Raw genomic sequence first — 21853 nt, forward strand, 5'->3', positions numbered from 1 at the left:
CCTTTCTCGGCCTCCGGCTGGCGGGTGCCCTACATCATGTGGCTAGGCTGGACCTTCCTTCGCCCTGCAAGGGTGCTCTCGGCACAACGGTTTGCGAACCACCGCCTGCGTGAACGTCCCCTTTCCTCGGGTCGGGGATATACGCTCCTGCCTCTCGGCCTGCCTCGGCGAAGGTCACCGCAGCGTGTAGGACCGCGCCGGATCACGAACGGCTCGGCGATAATCGGACGGGCTCATGCGCATCTGCTTTGAGAAGACGCGGGAGAGGACTTGATTGGATGAATACCCGACCTCCACCGCGATTTGCGTGATCGGACGATCGGTGTGTTCCAGCAGTTCGCAGACCTTTTCCATTCTCAGACGGGTGAGATAGACCCTTGGCGGCACGCCTAAGGTCTGCTTGAACATCCGGGCGAAATGGTAAGATGAGAGCCGCGCCTCGGTCGCCAGCTCGTCAAGGCTGATGTCTTCGGAAAGCCGCGTGTGCATCAGGTCCAGCACGAGGCGCTCGGCCCAGGGCGCAAGGCCGCCTTTGGCCGGGACAAACGGCGCCCCGCCCAGGCGGCAGAGTTCGGCCAGGATCTCGCAGCCCGCCGCGCGCGTCAACAAGCGCGTCGCTCCACCCTCTTCGGCCCACAGGGTCCAAAGCTTCCGCAGCGCTGACCGGATGATCGGAGACTCGAACATGCCGTCATAGACATGAGCGAGTTCGAAAGAAAACTGTCCGTCGACAGCTTCATCCAGCATGTTTTGCCACTGCGCCAGGGGAAAGGCCACGACGCGCATCTGGTGGCCGATATCGACGTTGGACGTAAGGGCGAAATTCGGCGCACCGAGATAAAACGCGCCATTCTTGCTCGTCACGGCAAAACGCCCCCCTCCCAGGCTGCCGCTGACGCGGCTGCCGCCGTGCATGTCCTGAACCAGCACGAGATCGGGTAGGCCCGGACGAGACATGTTCCCGCCCGGACGCTCTATCTCGAGCATATCGAGGATCCTGCCTGCGGACTTCATCTTGCGGAGGTGATAGCCGCAGTGGCCCTCACGGTACCACCGGGTGGAAGCCGAATAGGTGGGCACGGTCAACGCCCTGCCTCCCATTCCAAAAGCGCCGCACAGGGCAGTTGAAGCGGGAAATTACGCACCGCCTGCCGGCCCTCGAAATTGATTTCGGGAAAAGACGCATCTGTGGGCATGCTCATTTTCCAGTGCATCGTTATCTTTCGATCAGGGCGTTCCGGCCTTCCATCCCTGAGGTGTTCTGGGTGCGATCGGATAGATCAGGCGATTCACGTATCGGGCAAACTGACGAAAAAGCCGCCGGGACTCTTCTGTCCCCCTATCTCCAAGCGACGGCTCCGTCGCCGGAATGAGGCAAAGACTCTTCAAAATGGACGCGACTTCGGGCCCTTTTCAAGGGTCGGTCGAGACGCTATCGTTCCGTTCATATTGGGAGATTTTAGAATGGAACGCAAGAGTGTCGACCATAAAAAAAAGCGGAAACCGAGCGGGGCGGCGATAATCCGCCCGGAACTGACCACCACGCTTTTCAGGGCGCTTTTCGAGGAGTGGGCCGAGACCGGTTATACGAGAATAAGCCTGGAACATGTCGCGACGCGGGCAGGCGCCGGCAAAGCCGCGATCTACCGGCGATGGCCCTCGAAGCTCGAGTTTGCGTGCGACGCGATACGCAGCGTCGAAGTCATGTGGGCGGGCTTTTCGGAGCAGGAGACCTTTCAGGAAGATATCCGTGCATACCTTCGCGCCACGATCAGGATCCTGCGACATCCGCTGGCGCGCCGGGTCATCGCGGATATGGTGGCTGAGCGCCTGCGATCAAGCGAATTGTCGCCATTGCTGGACCGCATCGTATCGGTGCGACGTCAAGTCGGACATCGGTTGCTGGACCGCGCCATCGCCCGGAACGAAATGGACGCCAATCTCGACAGGGAGCTGGCGCTCGATTACCTCGTCGGGCCGCTTTACATGAGCATGATCAATCGAGGGGTTTCGACCACGCTGGCCGACCTCGAAAGGCATGTCGTGGTCATCGAAGCCGGCATCAAGGCATGTTGTCACAACCGTTAGGGCATACCCGATAACGGCGGTCGATTTTGCAGGCGCAGCGCAGATGTCGGCCAACCCACCCGCAAGAATGGTGCCATTGCAGCAAGGTCTGCGACGCACCTTTGCCGGTGCCGGCTATCCTGCTCCTGCGGCCCGGCCCGGTTCGGACGGATCATGCCCTGACTCGATCGCGTATGTCGCTGACGAATGAATGAACATTGTGCCCCGCAGCCACCGCCGGCCCTGACCACGCGGCCCCCTGCGTGAACATCAAATAAACAGATAATGGACCCCGATCATGGACACTTTACAAACGCTTCTGATTTCCGGCGCCGTGGCGATTGGCGCTGCAGCCGGGCAGCCAGGCGTGGCGCGCGCCGATGTGACCAAGATCGTTCTGGTGCATGGCGCCAATGTCGACGGCAGCACCTGGCGCGATGTGTATGACAATCTCACCGCAGACGATTACAAGGTCACGGTGGCGCAGATGCCGCTGACCTCCACCGAAGACGATATTGCCGCCGTCCAGCGCATCGTCGACATCCAGGACGGTCCGATGTTGCTGGTCGGGCATTCCTATGGAGGCGTGGTGATCAGCGAAATTGGCGTTGATCCTGACGTGAGCGGCCTCGTCTACGTTGCGGCGTTCCTGCCCGATGCCGGTGAAAGCGGCGGCAGCCTGCTGGCCTCCATGCCAACCGAGTTCACGCCCGACAAGCTTACGGTCTTCGAAGATGGGCACTACCTGATCCATGAAGAGGCCTTCCTCTCGGTCGTCGGCAATGGGCTGTCCGAGGATGACGCCATCTACGTGGCCAGGTCGCAGGCCGCTTCCAACTCGGCGATCCTTGAATACCGGACAAGGTCGGCGGCGTGGACCGAAAAGCCGAGCTGGTCGATCATCGCGACCCTCGACCGGACCATCGCGCCCGATCTGCAGCGTCAGATGTCGCAGCGGGCCGGCTCGACTGTCGTCGATGTCGAGAACGGTCACATGTTGCCAATGACGAACCCTGCCGAAGTGGCGAATGTGATCCGACAGGCCGCCGAAGCGGTGGAATGAATCGGCTGACGAACGGCCGGCACGACATACCGGAGACCGGCCTCTTAACGCGGTTGCCGATCTTCGAAATCTCGAAACGTAAGAGCAGCACCGGCGCAGGATTCGGAACGCGGCGCGCGTAACAAGCCGGCGACCAGCCTCGCCGGACCCAACAGGATTGATCATGACCACCAAAGAAACACTGCCGCCCCGCCTGACGACCACCGCAGGCGCGCCTGTCGCGGACAACCAGAACAGCCTCACCGCCGGTCTTCGCGGCCCGGTTCTGATGCAGGACTGGCAACTGATCGAGAAACTGGCCCACCAGAACCGCGAGCGAATCCCCGAACGCGTTGTCCATGCCAAGGGGTGGGGCGCGCATGGCGTGTTGCGGATCACCGGCGACATATCGCACCTGACCTGTGCAGCCGCGCTCCAACCCGGTGCCGAGACGCCGATGATCGCGCGCTTCTCGACCGTGGCCGGCGAAATGGGAGCCGCGGATCATGAGCGTGACGTGCGTGGCTTCGCACTCAAGTTCTATACGCAGGAGGGCAACTGGGACCTGGTCGGCAACAACACCCCGGTCTTCTTCGTCCGCGATCCGATGAAGTTCCCGGACTTCATCCATACTCAAAAGCGCCACCCGCGCACCAACCTGCGATCGACCACCGCGATGTGGGATTTCTGGTCTCTCACTCCCGAAAGCCTCCATCAGGTCACGATGCTCTTCTCCGACCGTGGCCTGCCCGTCAGCCCGGTTCACATGAACGGCTATGGCAGCCATGCCTACAGCCTCTGGACAAGCGGCGGCGCACGGGTCTGGGTCAAGTTCCACTTCAAGACCCGACAAGGGCATCGCCACTATACCAACGCCGAAGCGCGGGAAGTCGTGGGGCGCACCCGCGAAGGCTATCAGGAGGCTCTCTTCGGCGCGATCGAGGCAGGGGAGTTTCCGCAATGGACCGTGCAGGTGCAGATCATGACGCAACCCCAGGCAGAGGCGTTCCCGTTCAACCCGTTCGACCTGACGAAGGTCTGGCCCCATGCGGAATTTCCCCCGATCGAGATCGGCGTGCTCGAGCTGAACCGAAACCCCGACAATTACTTTACCGAGATCGAACAGCTTGCCTTCAGCCCCTCGAACGTGGTGCGCGGCATCGGCCATTCGCCGGACAGGATGCTGCAAGGCAGGATATTTTCCTATGCGGATGCCCATCGTTATCGGCTTGGCACCCACTACGAAGCCCTGCCGGTCAACCGTCCGCGCTGCCCGGTGCATCATTACCACAAGGACGGCGCGATGCGCTTCTTCGAGAACGCAACCAATCCGGATGCCTATTACGAACCGAACAGCTTTGACGGCCCCCGGCAGGATCCGTCATTCGCCGAGCCCTTACTCGATCTGCAGGGTCCCGCCGGCCGGTTCGACCATCGCGACAGCATCGATGATTTCACTCAGCCGCGCGCGCTGTTCCTGCTCTTCGACCAGGCGCAGAAGGCCCGGCTCTTCGACAACATCGCCGAGTCGATGCGCGGCGTTCCGGCGGACATAGCCGAACGGCAGATCGGGCTGTTCCAGCAGGTCCATCCCGAGTTCGGCGCGGGCGTCTGCGCGGCCCTGGATGAACTGGACCCGCAATTCTGATCGAACGTCCCTGCGGGCTGCGTTCTGACGGAAAGCCGCCTTCGGCACCGGCGCCTCGGCCCACCGGGCTGTCAACGGGCGCTCAAACCCCTGTCCGGGCCAGAAACCGCCGGAGCCGCGCATCCTGTGGGGCATCGAAGATCTGTGCCGGTGTGCCCTGCTCCACGATCCTGCCGCTGTGCATGAACAGGACACGGTCAGCGATCTCGCGGGCAAACTGCATCTCGTGGGTCACGATCAGGAGTGTCTGTTTCTGCGCCGCCACCCGACGCATCAGGTCGAGCACCTCGCCCACCCACTCCGGGTCCAGCGCGGAGGTGGGTTCGTCGAACAGCAGCACTCCCGCACCCAGAGCCATGGCGCGGCCGATACCGACCCGTTGCTGCTGCCCGCCGGAAAGCGCCGCCGGATAACTGTCGGCCTTGTCCGCGAGGCCGGTCTCGGCAAGCACGTCCCGGGCGCGGGCAACGGCATCGGCCCGCGGCAGGCGCTGAACTGTCACCAGCGCCTCCATGATGTTCTCGAGCGCGGTCTTGTTGGCGAAAAGCGCGTAGTTCTGGAACACGAACCCGGTGCGCCGCCGCAGCCCGAGGATGTCGGACTTGCGCGCACGGGCGGCATCCACGGTCAGGTCGCCAATGGAAATCTGCCCCGCATCCGGCTGGTCAAGATAGTTGAGGCAGCGCAGCAGGGTCGACTTCCCGGTGCCCGAGGGCCCGATGATGACCACCCGTTCACCCGGAGAAACGTCGAGGTCGATGCCGTCCAGCACCGCCGCCCCGCCGAAGGTCTTGGTCAACCCCTGACTGTCACGCCGGTCGTCGAACTCATCGGGCGTACGCCTTGTTCAGCCGGGTTTCCAGGGCTTTCTGCCCCTGGTTCAGCGCCTCGACCATGACCCAGTAGATCACCGCCACCACGAGAAAAGCTTCGAAGTAGAGGAAGCTGCCGGCGGCTTCCTTCTGCGCGGCGCCCATCATCTCGGTCACGCCGAGGGTAAAGGCCAGAGAGGTCCCCTTGAGCATGTCGATGAAGTAGTTGACCAGCGTCGGCGCCGCCACACGCGCGGCCTGCGGCAGGACGATGCGCTGCATCAGCTGTCGCTGGGTCATGCCGACGGATTGGGCCGCCTCCCACTGGCTGCGATCGACACCGACAATGGCGGCGCGGATCGATTCCGCCATGTAGGCGGCGAAATGCAGCGTCAGGCCCAGGATTGCCGCCGTCACCCCGTCGATCCGGGTCAGGACAGGTAGCACCTGTGGCAGCCCGTAATAGAACAGGAAAAGTTGGACCAGTAGCGGCGTGCCACGGAAGAAGCTGATGAAAAGCATCACCAGCCGGTCCAGGACCGGCACACGCGCCACTCGTTCGACCGCCAGCAGGGCCGCCAGCACCAGCGCACAGACCATGGCCGCCGATGCCATGGCCAGCGTCAGCGGAACATAACCCAGGATGACCGGCACCAGCCCGAGCATGTACCCGATGTCGAGCCCCTGCACGGTCTACTCCGCCGCAGGCGAGGTGATGTCCGATCCGAACCACTTCTCCGAGATTTCGCTCAGGGTGCCGTCCTTGCGCAGCGTTGCAAGCGCCGCATCGACCTTGTCGCGCAGAACGCGGCCCTCTTCGTCATCCCGGAACGGCAGGGCATTGCGGATTTCCGAAAAGGGCTCGCCGGCCAGTTGTAACGGCAGCGGGCTTTCCTTGATCACCTGGGCCGAGGATACCCGGTCCATCACGAAGGCGTCGACGCGGCCAAGCGCGGTGTCCTGCTCGATGTTGCTTTCGTAGGTCCTGATTTCGACCTCATCGGCAAACGGCAGATCGCGCAGCAATTGTTCGAAGTTCGACCCGAGGTTCACTGCCACGATCTTGCCGCGCAGGTCCTCGACCCCGGCGATGGCATCATTGCCCTTGCGGGTCACGACCTGGGCGCCGTCGATAACGTAGGGTTCGGTAAAGGCGAATTTCGCCTCCCGCTCCGGCGTGATGGTGATCTGGTTGGCGATGGTGTCGATACGGCCCGCATCCAGCGCCCCGATTAGCCCGGAAAAGGACATCGTCTCGAACTGGATGTCGAGACCGGCCTTCTCGCCCACCGCGTTCATGACATCGACCTCGAACCCTTGCAGCACATCCTGGCGCACGAAGGTGAACGGGAAATAGCCGCCGGACATGCCGACGGTCAAAGCGGCGTCCTCGGCCTGGGCCGCGGGGACGGTCGCAACGATGAGCCCGGCCAGAAGGGCGGAGTGAAGGACATTGGTCATGGCGGAAGACTCCTTGGTAACGGCTATGGACGCAGAGATGTCGATCGGTTGGCGCAAACGCAAGAACGCTCCGAAACGAAGGCCGGGCATCCCGGAACGGCGGCAAAACCGGAATGAAACGTCCGGTTTGGCCCCGCGCCTCGAAATTTGTACCATGGGACTGTACGGAACCGCGACGTTCGTTCCGAACTCGAGCCCTCTTTTCCCGCTGCCAGACCGGTTCTCAGAGCGGCTATGCATCCCGCGCAACGCAGATCGGGCGGCGTACGCGACGCGGTGAGAGCGCCCCGGCGAGGAAGACGCCGGTTCGTCGGGCGCGGACCCGGCTTGATCCCGCTGGCAGGTCATGTGCCCTGTTCAAGCCAGTCAGCGGCCTCGGTGGCGTCCGCGCCGGTCAACTCATGACCGCCACGTACCGTTCGCGTTTCGACATTCGCACCCTGCGCCCTCAGATCCTCGGCCAGGGCGGGCGCTTGGCGCGCGTAAACATCGTCCCGCCCATCGAGCATCAGCACCTGCGCTCCGGAAAGGTCCGCCGACGGTGGCGTCTCGAGGGCCTGGACGCTGCGAAGCAGAACGGCACGGCGCACGGCAGAAGGATAGAGCTGCATCACCGCCGCCAGAAAGTTCGCGCCGTTGGAATAGCCGAGGAAGGTAAGCCCGACCGCATCTATTCCGTAGCCGGCCACCGCGCCCTCCACGAATGCCGCGAATGCCTCGGCTTCGCTTCGGATATCGGCCTGATCGAACGTCGTGAAGTCGAAGCGCCGGAACCAGCGATTGGTGCCTTCCTCGGTGGCCCGGCCTCGCACCCCCAACAGCGTCGCACGCGGGGCGATGCGACGCGCAATCGGCATGAGATCGGCCTCGTTTCCACCCGTGCCGTGCAGCAAGACCAGGGTCGTGCCATCCGGCTGATCCGGCCGGTTGAAACGGTGAACGAAGGGCAGCTTGCGGATGGGGAACCGCTCCTCGCCCGGCAATGAGAACTGCGGCAGCATGACCTCGAGATCCTGGGCGCGGCCTGCCTCCTGTGGCGGGAAGAACAGCGTCCGGCCAAGAGCTTCCGGCGCCTCGTCGATCGTCATGCCGGGCCTGTCGGTGGCGTATTCCAGAAGGATGCCGGCCGGATCGCGAACATAGAGCGACAGGAAATATTTCCTGTCATGGACCTCGGTCGGTCCGTGCTCGCGGAGCGATTCCCGCAGGGACCGAACCTCGTCCGCATTCCCGGCCCGGAAGGCCACGTGATCGGGCACGCCCGCCCCGGCGACGGAGGGGACGAAACCCGTCGCGTCGCGCACGTCGATCACGTCGGTGTCGGATGTCATGCGGTGCGTCTGGCCCGCGCGTTCCCCGTGGCGGTAGCCGAACCGCGTCAGAAATTCCGCGGTTTGCGCAGCCTTGTCGGTCAGCAGGGTGACGCCCCGCAAACGGGTGGGTCCCCCTGGAAGCGGCGCGGGCGTCGACAGGTCGACACCAACCAGTTTCACGATCAGCCCGTCGGGATCCCTGAACCGCAGAACCGGCTCTTCGAATTCGCGCGTCGGCCCCTCGAACGGGACACCGGCCGCAAGCGCTCTGGTCAGCCAGCCGGAGATGGACTGCGGAGAAACCGCAAGCGCAATCTCCAGCACTTGGCCGATGCCGGTGCGCCCGCGGCCGCTGGCCTCCCAGACCAGGAAGGTCAGAAGCGATCCGGGGCTTCCAAGCCTGTCGCCGTAGACCAGGTGCAACTGCTCGGCATCCGCATAGCCCGCCGTCCGCTTGACCAGCTTGAGACCAAGGAAGCCGACATAGAAATCGACATTGGCCTGCACATCGGCGGTGATGCCGGTGACGTGGTGAATTCCGCTGATCATTCCTTCGTCACCACCCCCACTCACGCCGCGGCCTCTCGGCCGAGAACCTTCTGCACGGCGGGATCGGCGGCGATCCGGTCATGCAGCGCCTGCACGGCCGGGAAGTCCTGCAGCCCACCCGGCAGAAGTTTCGCCCCCCAGCGGATCATCGGAAAGGCATAGGCGTCGATCACCGATCGGCCACCTTCCAGGATGTAGTCCCGCCCGTCTAGGTGGCGGTTCAGAACACCAAGCTGCTTGGCGGCCAGCTTGTGCCCGGCATCAGCCACCGCCTGCCGGGCCGCATCGCTCTTGTCGGTCGTGTAGCGGTAGGGCACGAAGATCGGCCAGAACGAGGCATGAAGATCCGAGGTGAGGAAGGCCGACCAGCGATGCGCCTCGGCCTTCGCGCGGAGGGTTTCGCCGCCCGACAGTCCGGCCTCCGGGTGCTTCTGGCCAAGGTAATCGAGGATCGCGCCGGCCTGCGTCAACAGCCAGCGATCGTCTTCACGAAAGGTGGGAACCGCACCGGCGGGGTTCACGGCCAGAAGCTCCTTCGAGCCGAACTGCACCTTGACCGCCTCGTAGGGGGCGCCGATCCATTCGAGCGCGACGTGCGGGGCCAGCGAGCAGGCATCCGGGACATAGTAAAGTGTGGGCATGGTGTTTCCTTTTGGAATACTGGTTGCGGGCATCGCTGTCTATTGGGCCGCCACAGGTCATGATGGCCGCAAAAGGTGCCGGACCACCGGTTGTCTGCCGTCCAGCTGATACTTGAGCAGGATCTCCTGATCCAGCTGATCGGCGCGGGTCACGCGCGCATGCTGGCGTTGGTGCTCGACCCAGCTCTCCACGACGAATGTCTCGACGACCCGCCCCGGCTCGGCCATGTCCTCCCAGACGTCCCAGCGGATCGCGCCGTCGCGCTGTCGGACAGACTTGAAGCGGCGCAAGGCCGTAACGAATTCGGCCAGCCGCGCGGGCTCGACATGATATTCGATCTCGATCATGACCGGGCCGCGGTCGTCGTCCGGCTGCACGGAAACGACCGGCTCCGCCCAATGGTGCGACGGCGCGAGATCGGCTGCCGAATCGCGGGGCAGTCGCCAGCGGATTGCAATGACGGCCGCGCAAGCCTGCCCAACGCCGGCAATCACCAGGGCTGTGGCGACGCTGGTGCCGGAGGCAAGCATACCCCACAGGACACTGCCACAGGTCATAGCTCCCTGAAACGTAAGCAGATAGACCGCCAACGCCCGCGCCTTGACCCAGCCCGGCGAGGCCATGTGCGCGGCGAGATTCAGCGACGTCAGCATCCCGATCCAGCCCAGCCCGGCCATGAAGAGGACCGGGCCGGCAACCCAGGCATGGGTGGACAGAGCAAGCGCCAGCGTCGACAGCGCAAAGAGCAGTGTCGCCGCAACGGACAACGGATTGGCGGAGACGCGCGTCCGCACGCGTTTCAGCAGGATCGCACCTGCGACCGCTCCCGCGCCCATGCAGCCAAGCAGCACACCATACCCGGCGGCATCGAGACCGAGCCCGTGCCGCGCGATCAGCGGCAGCATCGCCCAGAGGGCACTGCCGAAGAGAAAGAACCCCACCGCCCGGACCAGCACCAGGCGCATGGCGGGGGAATGGCGGGTATAGCGGTAACCGGCCTTCAGGGCGCCGAAGAAATGCTCGGGGGGCAGGGTATGTACGGTACTGGGGCGCTTCCAGATGAACAGCACCGCCAGCACGCCCAGCACCGAAAGCGCATTTAGCGCAAAGACGGCCGGGATTCCTGCAAGGGCGACGATGATCCCCCCGAGCGCCGGGCCCACCGCGCGCGAGATGTTGACGCCCAGACTGTTCAGCGCAATGGCGTCCGGCAGCGCCTGCCGGCCCACGAGTTCCGGTACGATCGCCTGAAACACCGGCGCGCTGAGCGCCGCCGCCATGCCGAGCAGGAACGTCGTCGCCAGCAGGATTTCCGGAGAGGACGAGGCCCCAGGCTGTAAGGATCGCCAGCGTCAGCGCCGCACACAGGCCAAGCAACTGCGCCGACAGCAGCATCCTGCGCCGGTCCACGATGTCGGCCAGCGCACCGGCCGGCAGTGCGAGAAGGAACATCGGCAGCGTCGTCGCGGTCTGCACCAAAGCAACCAGCAGCGGGCTCGGCGACAGCGAGGTCATCAGCCACCCGGCGCCCACATCATGCATCCATGTGCCGACATTCGACACGATCGTCGCGATCCAGAGCGCCCGGAAGACCGGGTAGCTCAGCGGGTTCCCGGATTTGTCCCCCTCCAAAGGCCGCTCAACCACGGCGATGTCCGGTCTGCGGGAGGCCGCGCGTTCCGTCCGCATCGGCGTCCTTCGCCGAGCCGTCCCGGAAGGGATGCGCAAAGGTCTTCGCGTGCAGGGCCGACTGCACGACACTTGCGTGGCCCCTCAGCCACTGAACGCACGCTTCACCGGCAAGCATGCCCAGAAGCCCCAGCAACGCGATGATCGGCGGCGCGGGCGAACGGACGGAAATGAGGCCATAGATCACGCCGATGGCGAGACCGGCGGTCAGCGAAAGGATATAGGGGTGCAAGGGGCTCATAAGTCTCTCCTGGAGGATCAGGTCAATGTCACGTTAACGGATTGCCGTCTGTCACGCGGCGCAGATGCTGCCGCGAAGGTTCCGATCTTGCGGCCTTCCCTGCCTTTGCCGAAGACCGTAAGGCAGCCGGGCTGGGCGTTGTTCGCAGTCTGTCTTGCCGTTGCCCCGCGATACCGGTCGGGGCTGCTGACCGCGGCGAAGCCGAAGCTCTGCCGCGGTCGACGGGCGCTTGGTCGATTTGACGCGAAGTCAATCAACCGGCCGTTTGGCGCTCTGCAAGCGCCTCGATAAGCCGCACGGCTGCCTCGGCCGAAGAGGCCGGGTTCTGTCCGGTGATCAGCAGACCGTCCCGTACCACGAACGAGGCCCAGTCAGGGCCGTTCACGAACGCGCCGCCCTTGGCTTTCAGCGTGTCCTCGACCAGGTAGGGAACAACCTCGGTCAGGCCCACACCGGCCTCTTCCGAATTGGTAAAGCCCGTGACGTCGCGGCCTTCGACCAGCGGTCGACCGTCACTGCCCTTGACGTCGCGCAGCACGCCGGGAGCGTGACAGACCAGCGCAAAGGGCTTGCCCGCCGCGTGGAATGCCTCGATCAGCGCCACCGAATCCGCGTCTTCGGTCAGATCCCAGAGCGGGCCATGGCCACCGGGATAGAACACGGTGTCATAGTCGCCTTCGTTCACGTCGGCGAGCTTCACCGTCGCGGCAAGCGCCGCGTTGGCTTCGGCATCGGCCTCGAAGCGGCGGGTGTGGTCCGTCTGGAAATCGGGCGAATTGCTGACCGGATCCAGGGGCGGCCGTCCGCCCTTGGGAGACGCCAGGGTGATTTCGGCGCCCTCGTCCTTGAAGGTATAATAAGGCGCGGCAAGCTCCTCGAGCCAGAAGCCGGTCTTGCGGCCGGTGTCGCCGAGTTCGTCATGCGACGTCAGTATCATCAGAACTTTCATGTCTCTTTTCCTTTTCAGTCGTTTGCTTCGGTTGAGCGAAGGCCTCCCGAGACGTGGTGGCCGATCCCGGATCCCGGACCCGGCGTCACGCTGAAAGCGGCGGAAGCAGGCGCTCGATCCGCGCCCGGTCCGGCTCGTAGCGGTCCGGCAGCATCAGGTTGCGGCCCAGCGCCGCCTCAGGCTCGTCGATGGCAAAGCCCGGCGGATCAGTGGCGATCTCGAAAAGCACGCCGCCCGGCTCGCGGAAGTAAATCGCCGTGAAATACTGACGGTCGATGACCGGCGTTACGGCAATCCCGGCGGCACGCAGACGGTCCCGCCATTCGAGTTGCTCCTCCGCGCCGCGCGCGCGGAAGGCGACATGATGGATGGTTCCCGCGCCCGGCCGCCCGATCACGGCGGCATCCTCGCGCAAAAGATCGACGACGCTGCCCTTTTCCCCGCCTGGCGCTCGCAGACGCAGGCGCGACCCGGTACGGTCGCCGTAATAGAGGTATATGTGCCGGGATCGTCGAAATTGACCGTCTTCTTCACCAGTTTCTGACCAAGCCTGCGCGTGTAGAAATCCAGATTGCCCTGCGGGTCGGAACAAACGGCGGTGACATGGTGCAGTCCGGGGACGGCGCTCATCCCTGCAAATCCGCGCTCGCGTCGCGTCCGCCGGTCGCACGTTGCGGCGGATTGGCATTATCGGGCAGCGGAATGAAATCCGACTCGTCTCCGGGCACCGTCTCGAAACGGCCGCGGCGCCATTCCTCCTTGGCCTGCTCGATGCGCTCGGGGCGCGATGAGACGAAGTTCCACCAGATGTAGCGCGGCCCCTCCATCGGCTCGCCGCCGAAGAGCATGAGGCGGGCATCGCCCGCGGCCCGCACCACGGCCTCGGCACGCGGGGCAAGGATCAGCAGGGTGCCGGGCTCGTGGGATGTTCCATCGATCACGACGTGGCCGGACAGGATGTAAAGCGCCCGCTCCTCATGTGTGGCCTCCACCCGGTAGGTGCCGCCCGCCGCCAGCGCGATGTCGGCATAGAGCGTTTCCGACGCCGTCGCGAGCGGCGAGCGCGCGCCGTGCAGCTCACCCGCGATCAGGCGAAGGTTCAACCCGGTGTCGTCGATCACCGGCAGCTCCGCCTCGCCATGGTGGATGAAGGCGGCGTCGGATTCTTCCGCCGCGACCGGCAGCGCCATCCAGGTCTGCAAGCCGAAGAGCCGCTGTCCGGTGCGTTTGAGTTCGGGCGCGGTGCGCTCGGAATGGACGATCCCACGCCCCGCCCGCATCCAGTTCACGGCGCCGGGCTGGATCGTCTGCTCGGTTCCTAGGCTGTCGCGGTGCAGGATCTCGCCCTCGAGAAGGTAGGTCACCGTGGCCAGGTTGATATGCGGATGCGGCCGCACGTCGATGCCCTGGTCGGTCAGGAACTCCGCCGGTCCCATCTGGTCGAAGAAGATGAACGGCCCGACCATCTGGCGGGCTGTCGAGGGCAGTGCACGGCGCACGGTCATTTCCCCGAGATCGACGGCACGGGGCACGATAACGGTTTCGACGGCATCGACGCTCGCGGCGTCACCAAGGGTCGGGTCGGGGCATGGGCTCCAGCTCATTATTTGGTGTCCTTTCGGGATGGTTTCAGGGTTACGACCGCCGTAGGGCCGCCAGATGGTATGGGTTAGGCACAACAGCCGGTGCCGAATGTGTGACGGCCCATTGCTGTTGCCGCGTTTCCGTCGCGGTGATGTGTAGGCGAAGAGGCCGGGTCCGGACGTGTCTGGCCGTAACGCAGCCGGCCGCGATTACAGGCGCCGATCCGGCAGTCGGGTTCATTCCACCGCCTCCGCACCCGGGATATGCGAAAGGACGGTGACTCTCATGCCCGGGCGCAACAGAGCATCGGGGTTCGGAAATCGCGCCCATACCGTCACGGTGCCAGTCTCCGCGTCCACCTCCGCACTTGCGGCATGGGGGGTTGCCTCCCCGACATAGATCCTGTCGCCCGGCAGTCGCAGTTGCACCCGGATGCGCGCCAGCAGCTCGGCAACCGTTCCGGATCCGGCCACTTCCAGGGACTCGAGCCGCTCGTCATAGGGCGCGCGGTAGGCGACGACCGCCGGGTCGAACGCGACGATCGTGGCAAGCGGTGGCGCGGCTTCCGCCTCGAGAAAGGCGCCGACCGACACTGACGGGGGCGAGACGAGACCGGAAATCGGCGCCCGGATGACCGTCCTTTCCAAGTCAAGTCCGGCCCGGCGCCGCTCGGCCTCGGCCAGCGCCACCTCGGCCTCGGCCATCGCCCTTTCGGTGCGGGCAGGCCCCAGCGTGGAGTCGGCTGCGATCCCGCGCTCATGCATTTCTTCCTGCCGGGCGGCGCGGCGGGAAGCCCCGTCAAACCGCGCCTGCGCGACGGCAAGCCGCGCTTCGGCAATCTCGAGCGCGATCGTCGCGTCGGTCGGATCGAGTCGGATCAGCGGTTGCCCGGCAGAAACGCGCTCGCCGCCCTCAAACAGGATCTCGGCCACGACGCCGTTCAGACGGCTCGACAGGACGGCGCGCTCCGAGGCCTCGATCCGTCCTTCGAAGACAAGGGGCTCCGCGAGACCCGGCTGGGCAACTACCAGCAAAAACGCGAGTAGCAACCTCATGTCCGCATCTCTTCACTCGGCGAGTCGGCGAAGCGCTTGGCGTGTAGGCACTCCGCCGCGGCCTGTGCGGCCGTCGTCCGGTTCTTGAGCCAACTGGCCGTCGCCTCTCCCACCAACATGCCGAGCAGGCCGAGCAGAGCGATGATCGGCGGCGCGGGCGAACGGATACCGAAGAGCGCGTAAAGCCCCCCCACCGCGAGTCCGACCGCCAGCGACAAAGCGTAGGGTTTCCAATCCATCATGCCCTCCCGTCAGACCGCGAAGCAGGAACAACCAAGCGCGCCCCAGAAGGACTTCAGATCCTTCACCGGAATGGGGTTTGTCCAGGCGATGCCGTGGTCGTGGCCGTGCAGTGAACAGGCACTGGCGCAGCCGCATGCGCTGGCATAGCGCGTTCCGGTCTCCATGGCGGCCTGGCGCGCGCCCGGGCTCGGGATGGCGCCGACCGGGCTCCAGCCCGGCGAGGCCGGCGGCAGCGGCGGCGCCAGATCGGAGAACGCGCCCTCGCCGTAAACGACCCGGCCGCCGACCATCGTCAGGACCGCGTTGATCTGCCGGATCTCCTCGTTCGGCACGCTCAGGTAATCCGCCGAGAGCACCGCAAGATCGGCATACATGCCGGGCGCCAGCGTACCCTTGACCTCCGCCTCGCCCGAGAACCAGGCCGAGCCGTGGGTCCAGAGGCGCAGCGCCTCCTCCCGCGTCAGCAGGTTCTCCTCGTCATAAAGAGGCATGCCGCCCAGCGTCTTGCCGGTGGTCATCCAGTAGAGCCCGACCCACGGATCGTAGGAGGCGACGCGGGTCGCGTCGGTGCCGGCGCCGACCGGCGTTCCCGTGTCGATCATCTGCCGGATCGGCGGCGTCGCCCGCGCGGCCTCCGGGCCGTAACGGTCGACGAAGTATTCGCCCTGAAACGCCATCCGGTGCTGCGTGGCAATACCGCCGCCAAGCGCCGTGATGCGCTCGATATTGCGCGGCGTAACCGTCTCGGCATGGTCGATGATGAACCGCGTCTCGAAAGGCTGGCGCTGGTTCACGCGCTCGAAGACGGTCAGGAACCGGTCGATCGACTCGTCATAGGTCGCATGGATGCGGAACGGCCATTTGTTCTCGGCCAGAAGCTCGACAACCGGTTCAAGCTCGCTTTCCATCGTGGGGGCCAGATCGGGGCGCGGTTCGAGGAAGTTCTCGAAATCCGCCGCAGACCAGGTCAGGTTCTCGCCCGCCCCGTTCATCCGCAGCATGTCCGAGCCGGTACCGGGTTCGGTCATTTCCACCCAGCGCTCATAGTCCGAAAGCTCGGCGCCGGCAGTCTGCGCAAAGAGGTTGTAGGCGATCCGGACGGTAAGTTGATCCGCGTCGTCAAGCTGCTGGATGACAGCGTAGTCATCCGGATAGTTCTGCCCGCCGCCGCCGGCGTCGATCACGCTGGTGATGCCCAGGCGATTCATCTCGCGCATGTAGTGGCGGGTGGAGTTGACCTGGTCCTCGCGCGGCAGCTTCGGCCCCATTCCCAGGGTGGAATAGAGGATCAACGCCGAGGGTTTCGCCACAAGGAGGCCCGTCGGATTCCCGTGATCGTCCCGCTGAATCTCGCCGCCCGGCGGGTTCGGCGTGTCCTTTCCGAAACCCAGCACCTCGATCGCCGCGCGGTTGATCAGCGCCCGGCCGTAGAGGTGCAGGATGAACACCGGGGTGTCGGGCGCCGCGGCATTGATCTCGTCAAGCGTCGGCATACGCCGCTCCGCGAACTGGAACTCCGACCAACCGCCGACGACACGCACCCATTGCGGCGCGGGTGTACGGTCCGCCTGCTCCTTCAGCATCCGCAGGGCGTCTGCCAGCGAGGGGACGTTCTCCCACCTTAGCTCCATGTTGTAGTTGAGCCCGCCGCGGATCAGGTGCGTGTGGCTGTCGTTGAGACCGGGGATGACGCGTCTGCCGCCCGCGTCGATCACTTCAGTGTCCACGCCCGCGAGGCGCATGATCTCCGCCTCCGGCCCCGTCGCAATGATGAGACCGTCGCGGATCGCGACGGCGCCGGCCTCGGGCATGGCGGGGTCCAGCGTTGTCACGCGGGCGTTCCTGATGATCGTGTCGGGCATCTTGTCCTCCTCGTTGGATTGCGACCACGCCCTTCCGGGCGCGACCAGGCCGAACGCGCCGGCCGCCGCACCTGTCGTCGTGACCCACCGGCGGGTCACGGTCGATGCGTCTCTTGTGGGGTCGTGTGTCGTCTCGAGCATGTCTCGCGTCCTCGCGGCTCTCCTCTCCCGGGCTTGCAAACAGGGCGGGCCTGCGTGGGGGCGCAGGCCCGCCAGTTGCGCCGGGCGGGAGCGGGACGGCCGCGGGGAGAAGACGGCCGCCGGACCCGGCGCATCGGGATCGTTATTCGGCGGCAGCGGCCGATCCGGCCGCCACGGGCGCAAGACGCTCTGCGTGCTCGACGCGCTCGGGCGCCTTGTGGACCATGGTGTAGGCGTAATCGACGCCCATGCCATAGGCCCCCGAATGCTCTCGCACGATCTCCATCACGGCGTCATAGGTCTCGCGATGCGCCCAGTCGCGCTGCCATTCCAGCATCACCTGCTGCCAGGTCATCGGCACGACACCGGCCTGGATCATGCGCTGCAGGGAATAATCATGCGCCTCCTGCGAGGTCCCGCCCGAGGCGTCCGCGACCATGAAAATCTCGTACCCGCCCTCGGCCATCGCGCTGAAGGCGAAGGTGTTGTTGCAGACTTCGGTCCAGAGGCCGGAAACGATGACCTTCTTCCGGTCGTTCTTGGCAAGCGCGTCACGCACCTTCTGGTCGTCCCAGGAGTTCATCGAGGTCCGCTCGAGCAGCGGATGATCGGGAAAGACGGCCAGCAATTCCGGATACGTGTGACCCGAGAAGCTCTCGGTCTCGACCGTGGTGATCGTGGCCGGGATGTCGAACACCTTGGCCGCCTTGGCCAGGGCCACGACATTGTTCTTCAGAACCTGGCGGTCGATCGACTGCACGCCGAACGCCATCTGCGGCTGGTGGTCGATAAAGATGATCTGGCAGTTGCTGGGCGTCAGCAGGTCAGGCTTGTTCATTTGGTATCTCCTTGTAAGTATGCATTATTTCTCGTCCCGGCCTTTCGCTGGGAGCAGCGACCAATCGGATGTCATCGCGGCAGTCGCGCGACGACCTTGATCTCGAAGTCGAAACCGGCGAGCCAGTTGACACCGACCGCCGTCCAGGTCGGGTAGGGAGCTTGGGAAAAGATCCCGCTCTTGACCTCCATGATCGCCTCGAACTGGTTGTCCGGATCGGTGTGGAAGGTGGTGACATCGATGATATCGTCGAAACCGGCGCCGGCGGCGGCAAGCACGGCCTCAAGGTTTCTGAAGGCAAGTTCGACCTGGCTGCGGAACTCGGGTTCGGGCGAGCCGTCCTCACGGCTGCCGACCTGGCCGGAAACGAACAACAGATCGCCGCTGCGAACCGCCGCGGAATAGCCGTGTTCCTCGTAAAGCGCGTGACGGTTGGCGGGAAAGATTGCATCGCGTTTTGACATTGATCTGGTCCTCTATGAGCGACGGGAGCTTTTCGGCTGGACGAGGCAAACCGACGTCCGTTGGCGTGGTCTGCGAACCCGCTGCGGGGCGGGGCCGAAGCCCCGCCCCAACAGCGGCCTCAGCCGGCGATGAACTCCAGAATATCGGCGTTCAGCACGTCGGCGTTGACCGTCAGCATCCCGTGCGAGAGCCCTGGATAGGTCTTCAACGTGGGGTTGGGCAGCAGTTTCACCGCCTTCTCGGCCGAGGCCGCGATTGGAACGACCTGATCATCCTCGCCATGAAGAACCAGGGTCGGCACGCTGATCGCCTTCAGATCCTCGGTCTGGTCGGTTTCCGAAAAGGCCTTGATCCCGTCGTAGTGCGCCTTGGCGCTGCCCATCATGCCCTGGCGCCACCAGTTCTGGATGACCCCCTCGTGGACCGTCGCGCCTTCGCGGTTGAACCCGTAAAACGGCCCGGCAGGCACGTCGCGAAAGAACTGGGCGCGGTTGCCGGCAAGGGCCGAGCGGAAGTCGTCGAACACCTCAATCGGCGTGCCCTCGGGGTTCGCGTCGGTCTGCAGCATCAGCGGCGGGATGGCGGCGACGAGAACCGCCTTGGCCACCCGTCCCGCGGGTTCGCCGTGCCGCGCCACGTAGCGCGCCACTTCGCCGCCGCCGGTGGAGTGGCCGACGTGCACCGCGTTGCGCAGGTCCAGCGCCTCGGCCACGGCAAAGGCATCGGCGGCGTAGTGGTCGATATCGTGCCCGCTTTCAACTTGCTCGGACCGGCCGTGGCCACGCCGGTCATGAGCGACCACGCGGAACCCTTTCGACAGGAAGAACAGCATCTGTGCGTCCCACTCGTCGGTGCTGAGCGGCCAGCCATGGTGAAAGACGATGGGCTGAGCGTCCTTTGGGCCCCAGTCCTTGTAAAAGATGCGGTTGCCGTCGGGGGTGGTGATTTCCGCCATTACAAAATCTCCTTTGATTTGTTCTTGAGCAAAACCGGGAAGGGAGAACGCACTCGCAGCGGCAAAAGCGCCGGCAGAGTACAGAGCCGTGCGCCGCGTCAGTGTCGTACGGGTCAGATCATTGGAGGGCATTGGTGATCCTTTCTCCTTGTCGGATTTCAAGGTGCTGCGGCATGCAGCGCATCCGAGTATTCGGGTACAGGTTAGCCGGCATCGAATTTCCGGGCGTTGCCTGTTCTGCTGCGTATGCACCGAACTTGCGCATTAGGGTCAGGATTCATAGCCAGAACATGACGACGGCAGCCAATGCGCATGCTGATAGGAAGACCTTCGGGCACCTGTCGTAGCGGGTCGCGACCCGTCGCCAGTCCTTGAGGCGAGCGAAGCTGTTCTCGATCTTGTGGCGCTTGCGGTATCGGGCTTCGTCATAGGGGATTGGTACCTTACGGTTCTTTCGGGAAGGGATGCACGGCGTGATCCCCTTGTCTTCAAGGGCTTCGCGATACCAGTCTGCATCGTATCCACGGTCTGCCAGCATGTGGTTGGCGGGAGGAAGGCCGTCCAGCAGTGCACGGGCGCCGATGTAATCGCTCCGTTGGCCGGCCGTCAGAAACATCCGTAGCGGGCGGCCTGCCGCATCGGTCACCGCGTGCAGTTTCGAGTTCATCCCGCCCTTGGTACGTCCGATCAGGCGACCGCGCCCCCTTTTTTCAGCCCCAGGCTGGAGGCCGTGCGGTGCGTCTTCAGATGCGTCGCATCGATCATCAGCGTGTCAGTCCCGCCGCCTTGATCGGCCAGTTCGAGAAGCATCCGGGCGAAGATACCCTTATCGCTCCATCGCTTCCAACGGCTGTAGAGCGTCTTATGCGGCCCATACTCCGCAGGGGCATCGCGCCAACGCAAGCCATTGCGATTGATGAAGATTATACCGCTCAAGATCCGTTTGTCGTCCACACGGGGCTTGCCATGCGACTTCGGGAAAAAGGGTTTCAGCTTGGCCATCTGCGCATCGCTCAGCCAGTAAAGGTCGCTCATGTCACCGCTCCGTTTTCGGAGCCGTGAATCACGCAGCGCAACGGAAATCAATGCATCCTGACCCTAGTGCCGTCGGTCGACCGAGCGGGGTCGGGAGGCAGCATAGGACGCCCTGAAAGCTATATCATTTGCGAATAGATCGCCAAAAAGACGGTATTTTACGAATACGCGCCAAGTGCGTAGCTTGGCCCCAATGCCGCGGGGCACATGCATTTGGGCCTTCATCATCAACTGACAGAAAAGGCGAACAAAGGATGACGCACCCTACCTATACTTCGTTCGCCCAATGGTACCGGGAAGGTCATCTTGCATCCTATGTTCGTGCAAGAAAGTCCGCCGGCGGCATCCTCAATCTGATCGAGGCGGTGCAACCGGCCGGCGACATGTCGGACCCCGCGGTGCCGGATCTGGTGCTGCATCAGTACATGGATTGCGGCACGCGCGTCAGGGGGGACATGGGATCGGGGGCCTTCGACGTCAAAAGCGACAAATGCGGCTTCTTCCTCGCGAAACCGAACTTCGCCAACACGATAATGGTCGACTCCAGCCATCAGGTCCGCTGCCTGGCGTTGCCCCTGTCGCAATGGCGAAGCGCATTCGACGAAGCGAATGTCGATCAGACGGTACTCGATCGGCCAGACGTCTTCAGAGGGACCTTCAATTCACCGGAGATCCGTTCCGCCATCCGGTGCCTTTGGTCAATTTGCGAAGTCGAGGGCGTGCCATCCCGTCTGCTGGCGCGCGCCGCGGGCTACGAGATCATATCGCACCTGTGCCGACTGGGCGGGGCAAAACCTGCCCCGGCGAAGGGCGGCCTCTCACCGTGGGCGAAACGCCGATGCATCGAGCTCATGCACGCCCGGCTTTCAGAAGACATCGGCCTGGAAGAACTGGCTGCCGAGGCGCAACTCTCTCCGTTTCATTTTGCCCGGATGTTCAAGCAGAGCCTCGGTGTGCCGCCACGTGTCTACCTGACGCAACTGCGAATGGAAAAGACCTGCGAACTTCTCGAAAAGACGGACATTCCGATCACGGAGATCGCGCTGGAGGTCGGATATTCGTCGAACCAAGTACTCGCCCGGGTCTTTCAGAAGAATCGGCGTATGAGCCCAACAGACTATCGCCGCGCCATGCGCGAGCCGGGAAGGCCCCAATTGCGAAGGGAGGACGTTGCATGAATGCGCTCTACCGACATTGGCCGGCCATCGCGATCGTGTCTCGGCACTGACAGGTTTGGCCTTGGCGACAGCGAATCGTTTTTT

The 21853-nt window shown here is 64.3% G+C and carries 23 protein-coding genes and 1 pseudogene; 4 read left to right on the forward strand and 20 right to left on the reverse strand.

Annotation, left to right across the window (positions count from 1 at the left end; translation table 11 throughout):
- Positions 1 to 174: 174 nt before the first annotated feature.
- Complete coding sequence (locus ACSQ76_RS18885) at positions 175 to 1080, reverse strand: helix-turn-helix domain-containing protein (protein WP_437158235.1); 906 nt, start codon at positions 1078 to 1080, stop codon at positions 175 to 177.
- Positions 1081 to 1464: 384 nt separating this feature from the next.
- Between ACSQ76_RS18885 and ACSQ76_RS18890 the strand changes: the two genes are divergently transcribed.
- The 3 genes from ACSQ76_RS18890 (at position 1465) to ACSQ76_RS18900 (ending at position 4757) form a co-directional block, all read left to right on the forward strand.
- Positions 1465 to 2088 (forward strand): TetR/AcrR family transcriptional regulator, encoded by a 624-nt coding sequence (locus ACSQ76_RS18890; protein ID WP_437157770.1) that lies wholly within the window; start codon positions 1465 to 1467, stop codon positions 2086 to 2088.
- 277 nt (positions 2089 to 2365) lie between these two features.
- On the forward strand, positions 2366 to 3130 hold the full coding sequence (locus tag ACSQ76_RS18895; protein ID WP_437155337.1) for an alpha/beta fold hydrolase: 765 nt from the start codon (positions 2366 to 2368) through the stop codon (positions 3128 to 3130).
- 163 nt (positions 3131 to 3293) lie between these two features.
- On the forward strand, positions 3294 to 4757 hold the full coding sequence (locus ACSQ76_RS18900; protein ID WP_437157771.1) for a catalase: 1464 nt from the start codon (positions 3294 to 3296) through the stop codon (positions 4755 to 4757).
- A gap of 82 nt (positions 4758 to 4839) precedes the next feature.
- Here the strand turns inward: ACSQ76_RS18900 and ACSQ76_RS18905 are convergent, their stop codons facing one another.
- The 19 genes and pseudogenes from ACSQ76_RS18905 to ACSQ76_RS18995 all read right to left on the reverse strand — a co-directional run bounded on the left by ACSQ76_RS18905 (position 4840) and on the right by ACSQ76_RS18995 (position 20591).
- The gene (locus tag ACSQ76_RS18905) at positions 4840 to 5556 is read right to left on the reverse strand and encodes an amino acid ABC transporter ATP-binding protein (RefSeq protein WP_437157772.1); all 717 of its coding nucleotides are present in this window, start codon (positions 5554 to 5556) and stop codon (positions 4840 to 4842) included.
- 28 nt (positions 5557 to 5584) lie between these two features.
- Positions 5585 to 6259, reverse strand: a complete 675-nt coding sequence (locus tag ACSQ76_RS18910) for an amino acid ABC transporter permease (RefSeq protein ID WP_437157773.1) — start codon at positions 6257 to 6259, stop codon at positions 5585 to 5587.
- 3 nt (positions 6260 to 6262) lie between these two features.
- The gene (locus tag ACSQ76_RS18915) at positions 6263 to 7030 is read right to left on the reverse strand and encodes an amino acid ABC transporter substrate-binding protein (RefSeq protein WP_437157774.1); all 768 of its coding nucleotides are present in this window, start codon (positions 7028 to 7030) and stop codon (positions 6263 to 6265) included.
- 344 nt (positions 7031 to 7374) lie between these two features.
- Positions 7375 to 8892 (reverse strand): VOC family protein, encoded by a 1518-nt coding sequence (locus ACSQ76_RS18920; RefSeq protein WP_437157775.1) that lies wholly within the window; start codon positions 8890 to 8892, stop codon positions 7375 to 7377.
- 20 nt (positions 8893 to 8912) lie between these two features.
- Positions 8913 to 9533: a glutathione S-transferase family protein gene (locus ACSQ76_RS18925; protein WP_437157776.1), complete on the reverse strand. Its 621-nt coding sequence runs from the start codon at positions 9531 to 9533 to the stop codon at positions 8913 to 8915.
- Between the two features lie 57 nt (positions 9534 to 9590).
- Positions 9591 to 10814, reverse strand: a complete 1224-nt coding sequence (locus ACSQ76_RS18930; RefSeq protein ID WP_437157777.1) for an MFS transporter — start codon at positions 10812 to 10814, stop codon at positions 9591 to 9593.
- Positions 10815 to 10914: 100 nt separating this feature from the next.
- Positions 10915 to 11223 (reverse strand): annotated as a pseudogene (locus ACSQ76_RS18935) (MFS transporter); the annotation flags it as partial.
- Positions 11174 to 11464, reverse strand: coding sequence for a DUF1427 family protein (locus ACSQ76_RS18940; protein WP_437157778.1), 291 nt, complete (start codon positions 11462 to 11464; stop codon positions 11174 to 11176). The gene ACSQ76_RS18940 and the pseudogene ACSQ76_RS18935, both read right to left, overlap by 50 nt.
- Positions 11465 to 11717: 253 nt before the next feature.
- Positions 11718 to 12413 (reverse strand): type 1 glutamine amidotransferase domain-containing protein, encoded by a 696-nt coding sequence (locus ACSQ76_RS18945; RefSeq protein ID WP_437157751.1) that lies wholly within the window; start codon positions 12411 to 12413, stop codon positions 11718 to 11720.
- Positions 12414 to 12498: 85 nt separating this feature from the next.
- Positions 12499 to 12810 (reverse strand): VOC family protein, encoded by a 312-nt coding sequence (locus ACSQ76_RS18950; RefSeq protein WP_437157779.1) that lies wholly within the window; start codon positions 12808 to 12810, stop codon positions 12499 to 12501.
- Positions 12807 to 13043: a VOC family protein gene (locus ACSQ76_RS18955; protein ID WP_437157780.1), complete on the reverse strand. Its 237-nt coding sequence runs from the start codon at positions 13041 to 13043 to the stop codon at positions 12807 to 12809. Before ACSQ76_RS18955 ends, ACSQ76_RS18950 begins: the two co-directional genes overlap by 4 nt.
- A complete protein-coding gene (locus ACSQ76_RS18960) occupies positions 13040 to 14017 on the reverse strand; it encodes a pirin family protein (protein ID WP_437157781.1) in 978 nt (325 codons plus the stop codon). Before ACSQ76_RS18960 ends, ACSQ76_RS18955 begins: the two co-directional genes overlap by 4 nt.
- Before the next feature lie 216 nt (positions 14018 to 14233).
- On the reverse strand, positions 14234 to 15052 hold the full coding sequence (locus tag ACSQ76_RS18965; RefSeq protein WP_437157782.1) for an efflux RND transporter periplasmic adaptor subunit: 819 nt from the start codon (positions 15050 to 15052) through the stop codon (positions 14234 to 14236).
- Entirely contained in the window at positions 15049 to 15294 is a 246-nt protein-coding gene (locus tag ACSQ76_RS18970) for a DUF1427 family protein (RefSeq protein ID WP_437157783.1), read from the reverse strand. Before ACSQ76_RS18970 ends, ACSQ76_RS18965 begins: the two co-directional genes overlap by 4 nt.
- Positions 15295 to 15303: 9 nt before the next feature.
- Positions 15304 to 17298, reverse strand: coding sequence for an amidohydrolase (locus tag ACSQ76_RS18975; protein WP_437157784.1), 1995 nt, complete (start codon positions 17296 to 17298; stop codon positions 15304 to 15306).
- Positions 17299 to 17440: 142 nt separating this feature from the next.
- Positions 17441 to 18136, reverse strand: coding sequence for a hydrolase (locus ACSQ76_RS18980; protein WP_437157785.1), 696 nt, complete (start codon positions 18134 to 18136; stop codon positions 17441 to 17443).
- Positions 18137 to 18207: 71 nt separating this feature from the next.
- Positions 18208 to 18600 carry a RidA family protein gene (locus ACSQ76_RS18985; RefSeq protein WP_437157786.1) on the reverse strand — a complete coding sequence of 131 codons (393 nt, stop codon included), beginning with the start codon at positions 18598 to 18600 and terminating at the stop codon, positions 18208 to 18210.
- Between the two features lie 119 nt (positions 18601 to 18719).
- Positions 18720 to 19556: an alpha/beta fold hydrolase gene (locus tag ACSQ76_RS18990; protein WP_437157787.1), complete on the reverse strand. Its 837-nt coding sequence runs from the start codon at positions 19554 to 19556 to the stop codon at positions 18720 to 18722.
- A gap of 277 nt (positions 19557 to 19833) precedes the next feature.
- A protein-coding gene (locus tag ACSQ76_RS18995; RefSeq protein WP_420557722.1) for an IS5 family transposase occupies positions 19834 to 20591 on the reverse strand; the annotation gives its coding sequence in 2 pieces (ribosomal slippage) (positions 19834 to 20255 and positions 20255 to 20591; 759 coding nt in all).
- Positions 20592 to 20845: 254 nt separating this feature from the next.
- Between ACSQ76_RS18995 and ACSQ76_RS19000 the strand changes: the two genes are divergently transcribed.
- Entirely contained in the window at positions 20846 to 21769 is a 924-nt protein-coding gene (locus ACSQ76_RS19000) for a helix-turn-helix domain-containing protein (RefSeq protein ID WP_437157788.1), read from the forward strand.
- The last annotated feature ends 84 nt before the right edge of the window (positions 21770 to 21853 follow it).

Source organism: Roseovarius sp. B08 (assembly GCF_051417955.1).
Classification (GTDB): domain Bacteria; phylum Pseudomonadota; class Alphaproteobacteria; order Rhodobacterales; family Rhodobacteraceae; genus Roseovarius.

Coding starts and splice junctions, on each gene's coding strand:
- ACSQ76_RS18890 (WP_437157770.1), top strand. CDS start 1,465: ATGGAACGCAAGAGTGTCGACCATAAAAAAAAGCGGAAACCGAGCGGG.
- ACSQ76_RS18895 (WP_437155337.1), top strand. CDS start 2,366: ATGGACACTTTACAAACGCTTCTGATTTCCGGCGCCGTGGCGATTGGC.
- ACSQ76_RS18900 (WP_437157771.1), top strand. CDS start 3,294: ATGACCACCAAAGAAACACTGCCGCCCCGCCTGACGACCACCGCAGGC.
- ACSQ76_RS18915 (WP_437157774.1), bottom strand. CDS start 7,030: ATGACCAATGTCCTTCACTCCGCCCTTCTGGCCGGGCTCATCGTTGCG.
- ACSQ76_RS18920 (WP_437157775.1), bottom strand. CDS start 8,892: ATGATCAGCGGAATTCACCACGTCACCGGCATCACCGCCGATGTGCAG.
- ACSQ76_RS18925 (WP_437157776.1), bottom strand. CDS start 9,533: ATGCCCACACTTTACTATGTCCCGGATGCCTGCTCGCTGGCCCCGCAC.
- ACSQ76_RS18930 (WP_437157777.1), bottom strand. CDS start 10,814: ATGGCGGCGGCGCTCAGCGCGCCGGTGTTTCAGGCGATCGTACCGGAA.
- ACSQ76_RS18940 (WP_437157778.1), bottom strand. CDS start 11,464: ATGAGCCCCTTGCACCCCTATATCCTTTCGCTGACCGCCGGTCTCGCC.
- ACSQ76_RS18945 (WP_437157751.1), bottom strand. CDS start 12,413: ATGAAAGTTCTGATGATACTGACGTCGCATGACGAACTCGGCGACACC.
- ACSQ76_RS18955 (WP_437157780.1), bottom strand. CDS start 13,043: ATGAGCGCCGTCCCCGGACTGCACCATGTCACCGCCGTTTGTTCCGAC.
- ACSQ76_RS18960 (WP_437157781.1), bottom strand. CDS start 14,017: ATGAGCTGGAGCCCATGCCCCGACCCGACCCTTGGTGACGCCGCGAGC.
- ACSQ76_RS18965 (WP_437157782.1), bottom strand. CDS start 15,052: ATGAGGTTGCTACTCGCGTTTTTGCTGGTAGTTGCCCAGCCGGGTCTC.
- ACSQ76_RS18970 (WP_437157783.1), bottom strand. CDS start 15,294: ATGATGGATTGGAAACCCTACGCTTTGTCGCTGGCGGTCGGACTCGCG.
- ACSQ76_RS18975 (WP_437157784.1), bottom strand. CDS start 17,298: ATGCTCGAGACGACACACGACCCCACAAGAGACGCATCGACCGTGACC.
- ACSQ76_RS18980 (WP_437157785.1), bottom strand. CDS start 18,136: ATGAACAAGCCTGACCTGCTGACGCCCAGCAACTGCCAGATCATCTTT.
- ACSQ76_RS18985 (WP_437157786.1), bottom strand. CDS start 18,600: ATGTCAAAACGCGATGCAATCTTTCCCGCCAACCGTCACGCGCTTTAC.
- ACSQ76_RS18990 (WP_437157787.1), bottom strand. CDS start 19,556: ATGGCGGAAATCACCACCCCCGACGGCAACCGCATCTTTTACAAGGAC.
- ACSQ76_RS19000 (WP_437157788.1), top strand. CDS start 20,846: ATGACGCACCCTACCTATACTTCGTTCGCCCAATGGTACCGGGAAGGT.